The organism is Flavihumibacter petaseus NBRC 106054, assembly GCF_000974785.1.
In the GTDB taxonomy this organism is placed as follows: domain Bacteria; phylum Bacteroidota; class Bacteroidia; order Chitinophagales; family Chitinophagaceae; genus Flavihumibacter; species Flavihumibacter petaseus.
Map to the genome: position 1 here is coordinate 20,011 of NZ_BBWV01000002.1, position 15,858 is coordinate 35,868.

A 15,858-nucleotide genomic window follows, 5' to 3' on the forward strand; every position below is an offset into this window, starting at 1 on the left:
TAAACAACTAAACTTATAAACACGTAAACAAAAAATAGCCCTCCTGGGAACAGGAGGGCCTCAACGATTGCTTGCCATATAAAAATTCTTCACTAAAGCCTCAACAACCCATCAACAATCAATTAATAATTTTCTCAATGTGTGTCTACAACACAAATATTGGAAAAAAATGGCTGAACTTTAAAGAAACAAATACATATATTTTAAAGTAATTTGACTCTTTTGCTTTAATACTGCCAATTGTTGATGCAATACCGTCAAACTGTTTATATAGTTATTTATTGTTATAAGTTTTTAACGCCGCTTCGAGGCAATCCATCGCCGCATTAATATCAGTCGTGTTCAGTACATAAGCCAGCCTCACTTCCTGCTTTCCAAGTCCCGCCGTTCCATAGAACCCGGTTGCCGGTGCCAGCATCACGGTCTGGTTCCGGAAAGAGAAATCTTCCAGCAGCCACTGGCAGAATTTATCTGCATCATCGATGGGAAGGCGCGCGATGGCATAAAAAGCTCCGCCGGGATTGGGACAAAAAACGCCTTCCATGGCATTCAGCCGTGTTACCAGTGTTTCCCGCCGCTTCCGGTATTCTTCCTTGGTCGCATCAAAGTAATGGGCGGGCAGGTCAATTGCCGCCTCTGCAGCAACCTGGGCCAGTCCCGGCGGACTCAGCCTTGCCTGGGCAAACTTCATAACAGCGTCGAGCACCGCCTGGTTGCGGGTCACAAGGGCGCCGATCCTTGCCCCACAGGCACTGTACCGCTTGGAAATCGTATCCATCAGCACCACATGTTCGTCTACACCTTCCAGCTGCATAGCGCTGAAATGGGTGCCTTCATAACAGAACTCCCGGTAGGCTTCATCGGCAAACAGGTAAAGATTATGCTTCAGGCAGATCGCTTTCAGCGTCTCCATTTCCTCCCTGCTGTACAGGTAACCCGTCGGGTTATTGGGATTGCAGATCACGATCGCTTTGGTGCGCGGGGTGATGGATTGCTCAAAATCTGAAATGGCGGGCAGGGCAAATCCTGTTTCTATATAACTGGTAATGGGCACCACGTGAACCCCGGCCGCAACGGCAAAACCATTATAGTTGGCATAAAACGGCTCGGGAATGATCACTTCGTCACCCGGGTCGAGGCAGGCCATAAATCCAAAAAGGATCGCTTCCGAACCACCTGTGGTGACAATGATCTGCTGGTGGTTAATGGCAATTCCGCATTGCGCGTAATAGTCAACCAGTTTGCGGCGGTAAGATTCGTTTCCCGCACTGTGGCTGTATTCCAGCACTTTGAAATCGATATGCCGCACGGCATCCAGCATGGGTGCAGGTGTTTCGATATCAGGCTGACCGATATTGAGGTGATATACTTTTATGCCTTTTTTCTTGGCTGCTTCCGCAAAGGGAACCAGTTTTCTGATGGGAGACGGGGGCATTTCCTGCCCCCTCTTGCTGATCATTAACATGCGACAAAGATAGCAGCGGGATAATTTTAAATGTATTTTGAAGCGGAATCTGCTAAATAATAAGCATCATGATCTGGATTGAACTGGTGATCCTCCTGGCGGCCATACTTATAGGAGCGCGGTTGAAAGGTATTGGCCTGGGCGTTATGGGCATGCTGGGCATGTTGATTTTCGTATTCGGGTTTCACATGAAGCCGGCAGATCCGCCCGTTGACGTGATGCTGATCATTGTAGCTATTGTGACGACGGCTGCTACCCTTCAGGCAGCAGGGGGGCTGGAATACCTGGTGGGAGTGGCGGAAAAGGTGATCCGCAGCAATCCTTCCCGGATTACGTTTATCGCCCCTTTTACGGTTTACTTTCTTTGCCTTTTTGCCGGAACATCGCATGTGGTGTATTCGCTGTTGCCGATCATCGCTGATGTTGCTGCCAAAAAACGCATCCGGCCCGAGCGGCCGCTTAGTGTTTCGGTGGTAGCCTCCCATGTAGCCCTTACCGGTAGTCCCATGAGTGCCGCTACCGCTGCGCTGGCGGGGATCATGGCCTATAATGGAGCAGCGATCGATATTATGAAGATCTGCATCCCCAGTTGCCTGCTCGGGCTGCTTGCCGGGGCGATTGCTGTGGCCCGGAAAGGCAAGGAACTCAATGATGACCCGGTATTCAGAGAAAAGATGAAGGATCCGGCATTCCGTCACTGGATGGAAGCGCCGCTCGAACAGATCAGGGGAAAAGGAAGTGCCCGGGCCAAACTGGCCGTAGTAATTTTCAGCATTACTATCCTGCTGGTGGTGTGCTGCGGGGCCTTTCCGCAAATGCTGCCGCATTTTGAGCCGGGGAAGGCCAATTTCGGCGTCAATGCCGATGGCAGCCTGAAAATGAATGCCGTGATCGCCATGATCACCCTCGCGGCTTCGGGAATGATGATGTTGCTGACAAAAACAACGCCTGCTGCCGTTGCCGGGGCAGGCCTGTTCAATGCCATGGCAGTGGCTGTTGTCGCCGTATTCGGGGTAGTCTGGATGAGTGCGACTTTTATGCAGCATAACGAACTCGCGTTGACCCATGCTTTGGGGGATATTGTAAAAGCCCATCCCTGGACCTTTGCGCTGGCGGTATTCGTCATGGGAATGTTCATGTTCAGCCAGGCCGCCACCACCAGGGCAATGATGCCGTTGGGGGTAACCCTGGGACTGACCCATCCGGCATTGATTGCCGTTTTTCCTGCTGTTAATGCTGATTTTGTGCTGCCCGGATATCCGACCCTGCTGGCAGCCATCCAGTTTGACCGTACCGGCACCACCCGGATCGGCAAATTCGTGCTCAATCACAGTTTCATGCGCCCCGGACTCGTTGTGCTTACCGTCGCCATTGCACTGGGTTTTCTATTGGGAACCTTCTTTTTCTGACGTGAGTTTTTCCCGGATGGCAACCAGCGCTTCCTTTTCTTTGGCGCTCAGCTCGGGGTAGTTGGGTTCTATCCGCGAGCATTCGCGGTGGATGATCGCAGCGAGGCAAAGCCGGGTGAACCATTTGTCATCTGCGGGCAAAACATACCAGGGAGCATAGTCCTTGCTGGTACGCGAGAGGAGTTCCTCGTAGGCCCGCATGTAGTCGCTCCAGCGTTCTCTTTCAGCAATATCCGCTGAGGCAAATTTCCAGTTCTTGCTGGGGTCGTCAATTCTTTCAAGAAAGCGCTTCTTCTGTTCTTTCTTCGACACGTGCAGAAAGAATTTGATGATCAGCATACCGTTCTGTGAGAGGTTCTTTTCGAAACGGTTGATCTGCTTCATGCGTTTATCCCAGAACTTGTCATCAATATCGGATACACTTTCAATGCCCGGTATATTTTCAGCAAGTATGTATTCCGGATGTACGCGGGTAACCAATACATTCTCATAATGTGACCGGTTGAAAATGCCGATTTGTCCGCGGGGTGGCAGGGCCCGGTAATGCCGCCACAGGTAATCGTGTTCCAGTTCTTCCTTGGATGGTGTTTTGAAACTGGTGACAGTAACTCCCTGGGGATTGAGGCCCGTCATCACATGCTTGATAGCGCTGTCTTTACCGGCGGCGTCCATGGCTTGTAACACGATCAGTACACTGTGCCGGTTCTGCGCGTACAATTTATCCTGGAGGATGGAAAGGTTGGTTATGCCTTCGCGGAGAATACTTTCGCCTTCCTCCTTCGTCATCGTCTTATCATCGTAGTCGGTATGGAAATCCCGTTTCAATACAACCTGCGAATCCTGTTTAACGTGAAGCGTTTCCAGGTACTGGTCAAAGGATAGTTTGTCCATATGCTGAGGGATAAAAAAATCCCCGCTGCGGGCGGGGATTTTTGTCGTATGGGATAAATTATTTTCCGTCTTTCTTGGAGCCTTTTTCTGCTTCGAACTTAGCGTATTGTTCGGCAGTGAGCACTTCACCACTGATCTTCAGCTCAACAGGAAGGGCGATACCGGTTACCGTAACGAAAATGGTTTTTTCGAACGGGCCCACCGCACTGGCATTGAACCCTGCAGTGATCTTGTTGCCTTTTCCTTTTGCAGTAGGTTGTTGCGGCCAGGTAGGTGTTGTGCAGCCACAACTTGCACGGGCGCTTTCGATTACCAGCGGCTGTGCGGAAATATTCGTAAACTCAAACACATGTGTTACGGGAACACCCTGCTTGATCTTTCCGAAATTGTATTTCATTTCAGCAAACCTGATTACCTGGTCTGCCTTGATACCCTGGTCTGCATTAGCTGCATTGGCTCCATTAGTCTTAGTCTGCGCAAAAATCGCAGCACTGATAATTACGGCACAGAGTGTAAGCGCTATTCTTTTCATAATTGGTGATTTGGGGGATTATAATGTTTGTTTTAATAGTAGAACTGATTGATTGAGCGGGGCCGGCGGCTGGGCCTTGTCGACCTTTCCTTTTATAAAGATAGTTTTTGATTGTCCATCATTATACTGTAAGGTGACAGATTTTTCAAACGGACCCTCGTTTGCGGCATTATATCCGACTGTAATGGTGGTCTTGCCGCCCGCAGGTACCGGTTCCGGTGACCACTGGGGGGTGGTGCAGCCGCAGCTGGCGGTCACATTGTTAAGGGTGAGAGGCACTTTTCCGGTGTTAACTACCACAAAATCATAGGTTACCGGGCGACCATGGCGGATTACCCCAAAATCGTGGGAAGTTTCCATTTTGACCGGATCGGCCTGCTGAGGGTTCTGCGCCCGGATGCCCGAAGCGATCGCCAGGAGGGTCAGAAAACAAAACAATTTTTTCAGGTTCATCTGGTAAAAACGTTTCGACAAATGTAGGTATTGTGCCCGAATAGCCTGGTATGGAGGATGTTAAGATCAGGTGTAAACTTGGTCAGGCTAACATTTGTTCGCTTCCGGCCATTTTCCCTAGATTTGCCGCATGGAAAATCTCATGGAAAACGACCTGCTGACGTCCGAAAAGCTCAGTTTTGACCGATTCCGCGATGAAGTACTCCGCGACTACCAACTAGCCTGTGAAAGCCGGGAAGCCAGTTTGATGGGAAGAAAAGAGGTGCTGACCGGAAAAGCCAAATTCGGCATATTCGGAGATGGTAAGGAAGTCGCGCAGATCGCTGCAGCCAAGTTTTTCCGTCCGGGTGATTTCCGGGCCGGTTATTACCGGGACCAAACCTTTGCTTTCGCCACCAGGATAGCCACGATTGAGCAATTTTTTGCACAGTTGTATGCCAACCCGGATGTGCAGTATGACCCGTTCAGCGCCGGCCGGCAGATGAACTCACATTTTGCCACCCCAAATACAGATGCTGATGGCAACTGGCTGCCCCTGGCCCGTCAGAAGAACAGTTCCAGCGATATGGCGCCTACGGCGTCACAGATGCCGCGGGCTGTAGGCCTGGCCTATGCTTCCAAATTGTTCCGCCAGGTTCCCGCGCTCCGGGAACTGACGGACCTCTCGAATAATGGAAATGAAATCTGCTTTTGTACCATCGGGGATGCATCTACCTCAGAAGGACATTTCTGGGAAGCAGTCAATGCTGCCGGCGTGATGCAGATACCGCTGGCGATATTCGTTTGGGATGACGGATACGGCATTTCCGTTCCCAAAAAACTCCAGACCACCAAAGGATCCATCTCTGAACTGCTGAAAGGTTTTCAGCAACGGGAGGGTACGAACGGGCTGGATATTTACCGCCTCAAAGGATGGGATTATGCAGGCATGGTCGAGGTGCTTGAACCGGCAATTTCAAAAATCAGGGAAACGCATATTCCTGCCGTTTTTCATATCGAAGAAATCACGCAGCCGCAGGGGCATAGTACATCGGGCAGCCATGAACGTTATAAGAGCCCGGAGCGACTCGACTGGGAAAGGCAATATGACTGTAACCGGAAGTTCAAGGAATGGATCCTGGAAAATGAACTGGTGAGTGAAGAAGAACTTTCAGAGATCGAACTGGCAGCCAAGGATTCTGTACGCAGCAGCCGGAACAGTGCCTGGGAAACATACCTGGCACCTATCAAATACCAGGTGAGCAGGGTAGAGTCACTCAGCGGAAACATCCTGAATGCTAATCTTCCTGCGGGTGACAGGATCCGGGAAGTGCTGTCAAAATTAACAGCGGAGAAAGAGCCGCTGCGCAGGGATGTGATGAGCACACTTCACCAGATCATCCTGCTGTCGGGTTCACATGACAGCAATTTCTGGCTGAAAGAATATTACGGCGAACTGAAGCAGCAAAATGCTGCTTTGTACAATACGCACCTTTATAATGAGGGGCCCAGAAGCGCATTGAAGGTAGCCGCTGCGCCGGTGCATTATGCAGCTGACGCGCCGATGCTGAATGGTTATGAGATCCTCAACCGCTATTTTGACCAGTTGTTCAGCCACAACAATAAAGTCATTGCATTCGGAGAAGATGTAGGCTATATCGGCGATGTGAACCAGGGCTTTGCCGGCCTCCAGGCAAAATACGGTGATCAGCGGATTTCGGATACCGGTATCCGTGAGCTGACCATCATGGGGCAGGGTATCGGTGCCGCTTTGCGTGGCCTGCGCCCGATTGCCGAGATACAATACCTTGACTACCTGCTATACGGCCTTCAGACACTCAGTGATGACCTTGCCAGTACGCATTACCGCACTTTTGGCATCCAGAGTTGCCCGATGATTGTGCGCACCCGGGGCCATCGCCTGGAAGGCATCTGGCACAGCGGATCGCCGATGGGGCTGATCCTGCATTCCCTGAGGGGCGTGTACGTTTGTGTGCCAAGGAATATGGTGCAGGCTGCCGGTATGTACAACACGCTGCTGGAAAGCAATGATCCGGCGATCATGATCGAGTGCCTGAATGGTTACCGCCTGAAGGAGAGACTTCCTGAAAACCTGCTGGAGTTCAGGGTGCCACTGGGCATTCCCGAAATAGTAAAGCCGGGTAACGACATCACCCTGGTTTCCTACGGATCGACCCTTCGGGTCGTGCAGGATGCAGCCAACCGTTTGCAGGAGTTCGGCGTGGATGCAGAAGTGATCGACGTGCAGACTTTATTACCATTTGATATTCACCACAGTATTGTTGCTTCCCTGAAAAGGACCAGCCGGATCCTCTTTATTGATGAGGACGTTCCCGGGGGTGCAGCGGGCTACATGTACAACCAGGTAATGGAAGTTCAGGGAGGATACCGCTGGCTGGATGCCACACCGCGAACCCTTACAGGAAAAGCACATCGCCCTGCTTACGCCAGTGATGGTGATTATTTCAGCAAACCCAACCTGGAAGATATCATCGATGCAGTTCTTGAAATGATGGCGGAATAAAAATGTTGTCAGCGGAATTATTTCGTGTTGTTGGCATCAATAAAATCCACCAGTTTCCAGACATCACTTCTTACCAGTTTGCGGGTCTGATCGATCTGTGAGCTCAGCCGGATAAAGTCAACATTGTTCGGCATGTTGTTAAAGGCTTCTTCATATTTGGGGTCGATGATGGACCGTGGGTTGTTGAAGAAGTTCGCTGTAACAAAGTCGCTTTCCGCTGTTTCTGAATAGGGAAGGAGCCGTTGGTACAGCCCCCAGTCGGTGAGTGCGCCGAGTTTCATTCTTTCGAGGTGGATGGGGTAGTAGACATCCCGTTCCATCCTGACATATTCTTCGGCCTTGCCCGGAAAAGGTTTCATGTAATCGATCTCCACGTATCTGGAAACCGGTGTCTTTTCATTAATGCCTGCCCGGTGCAGGTAAATTTCCCTTTTCACAACGGAGCGGTAATCATTCAGCTGGTTGCTGTACTGTTGAAACTGCTGCGGAGATGAGCCGGCAAATGTTTTCGCATACATTTCCTTCATCGTAACGGGGTTGTCCACCAGGTCGCCAAAGTTGCGGGAAGTGATCACTGAAACGTAGTCATACGGAGCCTGGTCGCCGGCTGGCATGATCACTTCATAGAAATACCATCCGAGGATATTCTTCTCCCGGAACTGTCCTTCCACAATCTTATGGGCATTGGTTTTGACCAGGCTGGTATAGGCCTCGGCCTTGCCTGGCTTCACTTTGTAGAAAGTAACAGCAATATATACTGGCTGAGCAGGCGCTGACTGGGTATATCCCGATGGAATATACAGGAGCATTGACAGCAAAACGAGCATCCATATTCTGCGTGGCATAAACAAAGATTTTAAGTGAAGAAATCTTTGAAAGCAAGTGCGGAATAAGGGGCGGACTGGTCGGATTACTTATTGCAAGTTATGAAAAACTTTCTGCACGTCTTCGTCCTGCTCTATTTTGTCTACCAGCTTGAGTACGTCCTGTGCCTGTTCTTCTGACAATTCAACAGTATTCTGTGGAATCCATTCCACTTCGGCGCTGATGGGTGTGATACCTTTATCCTCAAGCGCTTTTTGCATGTTGCCGAAATCATTGAAAGCACAACGGATTACCAGCACCTCTTCGCCGTTTTCACCGGTGCCTTCACCCAATTCTTCCAGGCCGGCATCGATCAGTTCCAGCTCGAGATCGTCGGCGGACAAGCCTTCCGGTTTGAGTTTGAAAGTGCCCATTTTCTTGAACTGGAAACTAACGCTGCCACTGTTGCCCAGTGTACCGTTACCCTTGTTGAAAATGGCCTTTACATTGGCTACTGTACGTACATGGTTGTCCGTAGCTGTTTCTACCAGGATGGCAACGCCATGGGGTCCGTAACCTTCATACAGGATCTCTTCGTAGTTCTCCATGTCTTTGCCCTGCGCCCGCTTGATCGCAGCTTCAACACGGTCTTTCGGCATGTTGACAGCCTTGGCGTTCTGGAAACAGCGGCGAAGCGCCGGGTTGGTATTGGGATCAGGGCCGCCGGCTTTTACAGCAATAGCGATCTCTTTTCCGATACGGGTAAACTGTTTAGCCATCCGGTCCCACCGGGCGAACATGGTGGCTTTTCTTACTTCAAAAATACGACCCATAATTCCTGGATTTTCGGACGCAAAATTAACCAAAAAGAACTATCGACGGCAGTTCTGAATGAAAAATGCCACCCGGAAAGGTGGCATTTTTTGAAGATATGTCAATCCGTGGAAGGATTAGTTGAAATCACTTTTTTTTGGGAGGATTTCACCGGGACGGTGACCAGGCTCATTGAGTTTGCTGGTTTTCCGGCTATAGGCAAAATAGATCACCAGGCCAATGATCATCCAGATAAACGCAACTTTAAGTGTCTCTAAATCCAGCGCAATGATCATTCCCGCACAGATCACCACACCCAGGATCGGAACAAGGGGAACCCAGGGCGTGCGGAAAGGCCGCTCGATATTGGGATCGGTACGGCGCATGATCCAGACACCGGCGCTCACGAGCACAAAGGCGAACAGGGTGCCGAAGGAAGTCAGGTCACCGGCAACGCTGCCGGGAACAAAGGCTGCAAACAATCCCACAAATACGAAAAGGATCCAGTTGGCTTTATAGGGTGTTTTGAATTTCGGGTGGAGGTCGCCGAAAGCTTTCGGGATAAGGCCGTCGTTGCTCATGGTGTAGAAGATCCGGCTTTGACCCATCAGCATCACCAGGATCACGGAAGAGAAACCAGCCAGGATAGCCACGGTAACCGCAGTGGCCAGCCAGCCGTAGCCATGCATGTATGTCTGAATGGCGTAAGCAACAGAGGCTTCTTTACCGGAAGTTTTAAATTCCTGCCAGTTGGCTACACCTGTCAGCACGTGACCGAAAAGAATATAGAGGATCGTACAAACGACGAGGGAACCGAGAATGCCGATGGGCATGTCGCGCTTGGGATTTTTTGCTTCCTGGGCGGCCGTACTTACTGCATCAAACCCGATAAAGGCGAAGAATACAATTGCCGCACCGCCAAGAATACCGCCATAACCATGTTTGAAGAAACCTTCGTGGCCGGTTGTGCCTTCAGGGATCAGGTAGGGCGTGTGATTGGCCGGATTGATGAACTGCCAGCCCAAAGCAATAAATAGGAGAACGATCGCGACTTTGATGAATACGATGATGGCATTCACCATCGCTGATTCCTGGGTGCCCTTGATCAGGAGTAATGTAAGGGCCAGGAGGATAATAAGGGCTGGTGCATTGACAATACCGTGTGTTACGGCTACAAGGCTGCTGAGGTTGGCGGGAAGTGCCTCAAACTGCTTCTCCGTCAGAATGAGTGCGCCATCTTTTGCTGTCTTGATGAATTCCGCATTGAACGCTCCGATCTGTGCAATGGCATCCGAGCCTACCACTTTATGTAATGCTTCAAATGGCGAGTGACACCACTGGTATGGTATGGACCCTCCCAGAAGATTGTTCAGGTATTCACTCCAGGCGATGGACACGGTTGCGGCTCCCAACGCATATTCCATGATGAGTGCCCAGCCGATGATCCAGGCTACGAGCTCACCCATGGTGACATAAGAATAGGCATAAGCGCTTCCGGCGATAGGGATCATGGAAGCAAATTCAGCATAACAAAGACCGGCAAAGGCACAGCCGATGGCGGCTACTATAAAGGAAAGGGTTACGCCAGGACCCGAAGCCTCTGCAGCAGCAGCGGCAGTGCGCACAAAAAGTCCGGCGCCGATGATGGCGCCGATACCAAGTGCTACCAGGTTCGTGGCACCCAAAGTTCTCTTCAGTCCCTTCTCCGAATCTGCAGCAGTCTCCAGAAGAGTGGCAAGAGATTTCTTTCTGAATAAACTCATAACGAGATGTGTGTTTTTAGATAAAGCAGTTTAGAAGCCCGTAAAATAGCGGATTTCAGCCGATTATTTTGGCTGGGTCAGGATTTTTTTGAATTTTCGGCCTTCCGTTCCAACACGGTAACCGCATAAGATGGCTAAACAAAACAGGCTTACTGTATACATATTGATTGCAATGGTTCTTGGGGTAATTGTGGGTTATGTGGTACACCGAAATGCTGGCCCGGAATGGACAGACAGTTTTGCCAGGAATATCCGTTTGCTTACCAAGCTCTTCCTCAATCTGGTACAAATGATAATTGCTCCATTGGTGTTCTCCACGTTGGTAGTGGGCATCGCCAAACTGGGTGATCTGAAAACCGTTGGGCGGGTAGGAGGCAAGGCGTTACTGTGGTTCATCTCGGCATCGCTCGCCAGTCTCCTGATCGGAATGGTACTGGTCAATTTCTTTCAGCCCGGCACTGCCATCCAGCTCGGCAATGTGGATACCAGTGGCGCAGAAGACCTGATCGGCAAGACCAAAGCGTTCTCACTTGAAAACTTTGTGGACCATGTCTTCCCGAAAAGCATGATCGAAGCAATGGCGAAGAACGAAGTATTGCAGCTGGTAGTCTTCAGTATCTTTTTTGGTATAGCTGCAACAGCGATGGGAGATGCTGCAAAACCCGTGATCAAAGCACTGGACGCCGTAGCCCATATCATATTAAAAATGGTGAACTATGTAATGGCATTTGCACCACTCGGTGTATTTGGCGCCATTGCAGCGGTGATTGCTTTGAAAGGCCCCGAGGTTTTTAAATTCTACGGCCTTTATTTATTGTATTTCCTGGTGGGCATTGCTGCCCTGTGGGCACTGCTGCTGCTGGTCGGTTTCCTGATCCTCAGGAACCGCGTACCCGAATTGCTGCGCAGGATCGCTCAGCCTTTACTGATAGCTTTCAGCACCACTTCCAGTGAAGCCGTGTTTCCCAAATTAACCGAAGAGCTCGAACGTTTTGGCTGCCGCGATAAAGTCGTGTCTTTCATTCTACCCCTTGGTTACAGCTTTAACCTTGACGGCAGTATGATGTATATGACATTTGCCAGTCTGGCGATCGCACAGGCTTATGGCATTCACCTGCCATTGGGTACACAGCTCACTATGCTGCTGGTACTGATGCTCACCAGCAAAGGGATCGCGGGTGTACCCAGGGCATCACTGGTGGTGGTGACTGCAACCTGCGCAATGTTTAATATTCCGCCTGAAGGCGTTGCCTTAATTTTACCGATAGATCATTTTTGTGATATGTTCCGGAGCATGACCAATGTACTGGGCAATGCCCTGGCCACTACCGTGGTAAGCAAATGGGAAGGAGAACTGGAAGGATAAATTTGTTCAGATGCGCATGATTACAACGTTAAAAGGATTAATGCTGGCCGCGGGTGTTTTGATTTGCGGAATTGTAGCGGGTCAGGAAGAACACCGGATCCAACTGATCAATCAGTACGAATCGGCAGTGGGACAATTCCAGCTGCATGGTCCGGCAGGTATCCGGGATTTTACAACCGACCAGGATGGATTCGTTACTATTCCGATCGATACGGCAGTTGAGTATACTGTGACAGCAGCTGCACACGATACGCTTAAGTTCCGTTACAGTGAACTGGGGGAAGGCAGGAAAGTTAAAATGGTCAAACCATTTTCCTGGAAAGACCTGCTTAACCCGATGTTTTACATCAGTTATGGTGGCCTTTGGCTGTTGCTTATCATCGTATTTGCTGAAACCGGATTGTTTGTCGGCTTTTTTCTCCCGGGCGACAGTCTCCTGTTCGTTGCCGGTATTTACAGTACCAACCTGTCACACGAGTTTTTAAAAACATTCGGACTGGGAGAGTTGCGCAGTGAATGGGTAGACCTGTTGTTGCTGGTGGGGCTGATCTCGTTCGTTGGCATCATTGGCAATACTGTTGGCTTCTGGTTCGGACGGAAGATCGGTCCGACGATGTTCAAATGGAAAGACAACCTCCTCTTCAAACAACGGTACCTGGTGGAAGCGCATGACTTCTATGAGAAACACGGTGGTGGCGCCATCGTGTTCGCACGCTTCCTCCCCATCGTGCGCACCTTTGCACCGATTATCGCAGGTATCGTCGGAATGGATAAAAAGAAATTCGCGTTTTACAATATCGTCGGTTGTGTAGCCTGGGTATTCAGTATGTTGTTTGCAGGGCATTTTTTGCAGAAATGGGTGAAAACACAATTTGGCTTTGACCTGCGCGATCACCTCGAAGTCATTGTCATCGTTATAGTACTGGTCACCACTGCGCCGGTTATCTGGAAACTTGTTACCGGCCGGGACCGTGATAAATCCACTGCATGAACCCCAACGCTGCATCAGCCAAAACATCTGTTTTCAATATTGCCGTCCTGGTAGCCGCTCTCGGCTATTTTGTAGACATCTATGACCTCCTGATGTTCAGCATCATCAGGGTGGAAAGTCTCAAAGACCTTGGCCTTACTCCGGATGGCGTGAAAGACCAGGGGTTGTTTATTATTAATGTACAAATGCTCGGACTGCTGATCGGGGGTATCCTTTGGGGGGTACTCGCCGACAAGAAAGGCCGCCTCAGCGTGTTGTTTGCTTCGATTATCCTGTACTCCCTGGGTAACATTGCCAATGGTTTTGTACAGAACGTACCGCAATATGCCCTGGTCCGTTTTATCTCCGGAATTGGTCTGGCAGGAGAACTCGGTGCAGGCATCACCCTCGTGAGTGAATTATTGCCGAAAGACAGGAGGGGCGTGGGCACTGCCCTTGTTGCCGGCATCGGTTTGTCGGGTGCCGTGGTGGCGTTTTTTGTAAAAGAGACCTTTCACTGGCGCACCTGTTATTTTATTGGTGGCGGACTTGGTTTCTTATTGTTGTTCCTCCGTATTAAGGTCGCTGAATCGGGCATGTTCAACCAGGTGAAAGAAAGCGGCGTCAGCAAAGGGAATTTCCTGATGTTCTTCAATAATGGAAAACGATTCCGTAAATATATTCTTGCTATCCTCATCGGGTTGCCTACCTGGTTTGTGATCGGCATATTGGTGAGTTTCAGCCGGGAGTTCGCAGCGAAAATGAATGTGCAGGGGGAAGTTGATCCCGGTAAGGCGATCATGTATGCTTATGCGGCTATTTCGCTCGGAGATATTGCCGTCGGACTGGTAAGCCAGGTTCTGCGCAGCCGGAAAAAAGCCTTGTACATATTTTACGGGATCACAATAATAGCCATGATCTGGTTCTTCAACCTTCAGGGCGCCAGTACACAGGAACTCTATTGGGCATGTGCATTGCTGGGCTTCGGTACAGGTTTCTGGGCGATATTTGTAACGATGGCCGCTGAACAATTCGGTACAAATCTCCGCGGCACAGCGGCTACTACAGTTCCGAATATGGTAAGGGGATCACTCAACCTGATCAGCCTGCTTTTTACCGGCCTGCAGGTAAAACACGGTTATGTGGGCAGCGGTGTGATCACCGCCATTGTAATCATGGTCATTACACTGATAGCCGCTTTCTTCACGGAAGAAACTTTCGGTAAGGACCTCAATTATGTGGAGGTATGAAAAAGATTCTCGTCATCCGTTTCTCCTCCATCGGGGATATCGTGCTGACCACGCCGGTGCTCCGTTGCATCAAACAGCAGCTACCCGATGCGGAACTGCATTTCCTGGTGAAAAAGAGTTTCGCGCCGGTGCTGATAGCAAACCCTTACATCGACAAACTTCACCTGTTCGAAGATGACCTGACGGTAATTACAGACAGCCTGAAAAAGGAAAATTTTGATTTTATAGTTGACCTGCACCATAACCTGCGAACCCTGCGGGTAAAACGCGCACTCGCTGTAAAAAGTAAAAGCTTCAACAAGCTGAACGTGCAGAAGTGGCTGCTGACCGCGTTGAAGATTAATGTACTGCCCGATAAACATATCGTTGACCGTTATCTTGAGGCAGCTGCGCCGCTGGGTGTGGTCAATGACGGAAAGGGACTCGACTATTTTATTCCGGAGAACGAGAAGATTGCAGATTCAGATCTTCCGGCCGCACACCAGCTGGGGTATATTGGCCTGGTGATTGGTGCTGCACATGCCACGAAACGCATGCCGGTTGAAAAACTCGAGGAGCTGGTCGGCCTGCTGGATCATCCCATTATCCTGCTGGGAGGGCCCGAAGATAAGGCAACAGGAGCCAGGCTCGAGGCGACCGATCCTATCAAAGTGTATAATGCCTGTGGCAAGTTCAGCCTGAACGAATCAGCGGACCTCGTCCGCCGGGCAAAGCTGATCATATCAAATGATACCGGCCTCATGCATATCGCTGCGGCCTTCAGAAAACCCGTGATCTCCCTCTGGGGGAATACCGTTCCCGAATTCGGCATGTATCCTTATTACGGCAAAAGAAGTTTTAACCAGGTATTGCCGTTCGAGATTGTAGAAAGAAAAGGCCTGCGATGCAGGCCTTGTTCAAAGATCGGTTATGATGCATGTCCCAAAGGACATTTCAAATGCATGCGGGAAATACCTGTTCCGGCCATCCGGACACTCGTGCAGCAATGGCTGCTGAAAGCTTGATTATTTCGCATATTCGCCAGTCCACTCTCCGGCGCTGTCAAAGGAATTAAAACCTACCATGGAATCTTCACAGAAGAAAGTACGTGTCCACTCATCCTGCAGGTTGAAATAGTTGTAAGTATTGGAGCTGGTTTTTACCAGGTAACCTTTCCAGGTGCCTTTCTCATCAAAATCAAGGATCACGAACTGGTTGGCGATTACCAGGTAGCCAGACATCTTATTGTCTTTGTTGAACATGTAGTAACCTTTCCAGTTGTCGTTGCTCAGCGGATGCAGGCTGAAAGTGTACATCGGGTTAATACTGTGGTTGGACAACGGGCTGAAGTCTTTATTGAACTTCGGATTGATCATCTTGTTCTTCTCGGGATTGATACCATCATTCATTCCCGGATTAATGTTCCAGTTGTTCTTGGGATTAATCTTGAAATTCTTGGTGGGATTGATCCTGGGATTTGCGTAAGGACTGATCGTCTGATTTTTGAGGGGGTCTCTTTGCGTAGGGAGCTCTGGTTCCTGGGCAGCAATTTGTTGTAATACCAGTGCAGTCAATGCTACGGTAAGCAAGGGCTTGATCATACGTTCTTGTTTGAATAGGTTTCAGAATTAGTGGCCTT

The 15,858-nt window shown here is 49.9% G+C and carries 14 protein-coding genes; 6 read left to right on the top strand and 8 right to left on the bottom strand.

Going from position 1 to position 15,858, the window contains the following annotated elements; translation table 11 throughout:
• Positions 1 to 274: 274 nt before the first annotated feature.
• Complete coding sequence (locus FPE01S_RS09865; RefSeq protein WP_046368884.1) at positions 275 to 1,465, bottom strand: pyridoxal phosphate-dependent aminotransferase; 1,191 nt, start codon at positions 1,463 to 1,465, stop codon at positions 275 to 277.
• Positions 1,466 to 1,533: 68 nt separating this feature from the next.
• Here FPE01S_RS09865 and FPE01S_RS09870 point away from each other — a divergent pair, with 68 nt between their 5' ends.
• Positions 1,534 to 2,874, top strand: a complete 1,341-nt coding sequence (locus FPE01S_RS09870) for an anaerobic C4-dicarboxylate transporter (RefSeq protein ID WP_046368885.1) — start codon at positions 1,534 to 1,536, stop codon at positions 2,872 to 2,874.
• On the opposite strand, the gene FPE01S_RS09875 is transcribed toward FPE01S_RS09870, so the two are convergent.
• Genes FPE01S_RS09875 through FPE01S_RS09885 form a run of 3 tightly spaced genes read right to left on the bottom strand, consistent with a single transcriptional unit; the run spans position 2,851 to position 4,771 of the window.
• Entirely contained in the window at positions 2,851 to 3,765 is a 915-nt protein-coding gene (locus tag FPE01S_RS09875; protein ID WP_083990225.1) for a polyphosphate kinase 2 family protein, read from the bottom strand. The genes FPE01S_RS09870 and FPE01S_RS09875 overlap by 24 nt on opposite strands.
• Before the next feature lie 58 nt (positions 3,766 to 3,823).
• Complete coding sequence (locus FPE01S_RS09880; protein WP_052955688.1) at positions 3,824 to 4,297, bottom strand: DUF1573 domain-containing protein; 474 nt, start codon at positions 4,295 to 4,297, stop codon at positions 3,824 to 3,826.
• 18 nt (positions 4,298 to 4,315) lie between these two features.
• Positions 4,316 to 4,771, bottom strand: coding sequence for a DUF1573 domain-containing protein (locus FPE01S_RS09885; protein ID WP_157473981.1), 456 nt, complete (start codon positions 4,769 to 4,771; stop codon positions 4,316 to 4,318).
• Positions 4,772 to 4,880: 109 nt separating this feature from the next.
• On the opposite strand from FPE01S_RS09885, the gene FPE01S_RS09890 reads away from it, so the two are divergent.
• The gene (locus tag FPE01S_RS09890) at positions 4,881 to 7,274 is read left to right on the top strand and encodes an alpha-ketoacid dehydrogenase subunit alpha/beta (RefSeq protein ID WP_046368886.1); all 2,394 of its coding nucleotides are present in this window, start codon (positions 4,881 to 4,883) and stop codon (positions 7,272 to 7,274) included.
• A gap of 17 nt (positions 7,275 to 7,291) precedes the next feature.
• Here the strand turns inward: FPE01S_RS09890 and FPE01S_RS09895 are convergent, their stop codons facing one another.
• From FPE01S_RS09895 to FPE01S_RS09905, 3 genes are all read right to left on the bottom strand, one after another.
• Entirely contained in the window at positions 7,292 to 8,119 is an 828-nt protein-coding gene (locus tag FPE01S_RS09895) for a hypothetical protein (RefSeq protein ID WP_157473982.1), read from the bottom strand.
• A 69-nt stretch (positions 8,120 to 8,188) separates the two neighbouring features.
• Positions 8,189 to 8,911 carry a YebC/PmpR family DNA-binding transcriptional regulator gene (locus FPE01S_RS09900; protein WP_046368888.1) on the bottom strand — a complete coding sequence of 241 codons (723 nt, stop codon included), beginning with the start codon at positions 8,909 to 8,911 and terminating at the stop codon, positions 8,189 to 8,191.
• Between the two features lie 117 nt (positions 8,912 to 9,028).
• Positions 9,029 to 10,654, bottom strand: a complete 1,626-nt coding sequence (locus FPE01S_RS09905; protein ID WP_046368889.1) for an amino acid permease — start codon at positions 10,652 to 10,654, stop codon at positions 9,029 to 9,031.
• 130 nt (positions 10,655 to 10,784) lie between these two features.
• Here FPE01S_RS09905 and FPE01S_RS09910 point away from each other — a divergent pair, with 130 nt between their 5' ends.
• The 4 genes from FPE01S_RS09910 to FPE01S_RS09925 are packed head-to-tail and all read left to right on the top strand — an operon-like array spanning position 10,785 to position 15,244.
• Positions 10,785 to 12,020 (top strand): dicarboxylate/amino acid:cation symporter, encoded by a 1,236-nt coding sequence (locus FPE01S_RS09910; protein WP_046368890.1) that lies wholly within the window; start codon positions 10,785 to 10,787, stop codon positions 12,018 to 12,020.
• Between the two features lie 10 nt (positions 12,021 to 12,030).
• Positions 12,031 to 13,011 carry a DedA family protein gene (locus tag FPE01S_RS09915; protein WP_245623983.1) on the top strand — a complete coding sequence of 327 codons (981 nt, stop codon included), beginning with the start codon at positions 12,031 to 12,033 and terminating at the stop codon, positions 13,009 to 13,011.
• Positions 13,008 to 14,240 carry an MFS transporter gene (locus tag FPE01S_RS09920; protein ID WP_046368891.1) on the top strand — a complete coding sequence of 411 codons (1,233 nt, stop codon included), beginning with the start codon at positions 13,008 to 13,010 and terminating at the stop codon, positions 14,238 to 14,240. The genes FPE01S_RS09915 and FPE01S_RS09920 overlap by 4 nt, the downstream gene beginning before the upstream one ends.
• Complete coding sequence (locus tag FPE01S_RS09925) at positions 14,237 to 15,244, top strand: glycosyltransferase family 9 protein (protein WP_046368892.1); 1,008 nt, start codon at positions 14,237 to 14,239, stop codon at positions 15,242 to 15,244. Before FPE01S_RS09920 ends, FPE01S_RS09925 begins: the two co-directional genes overlap by 4 nt.
• Here FPE01S_RS09925 and FPE01S_RS09930 read toward each other — a convergent pair whose 3' ends face one another.
• Positions 15,245 to 15,820 (bottom strand): hypothetical protein, encoded by a 576-nt coding sequence (locus FPE01S_RS09930; RefSeq protein WP_052955690.1) that lies wholly within the window; start codon positions 15,818 to 15,820, stop codon positions 15,245 to 15,247.
• Positions 15,821 to 15,858: the final 38 nt, after the last annotated feature.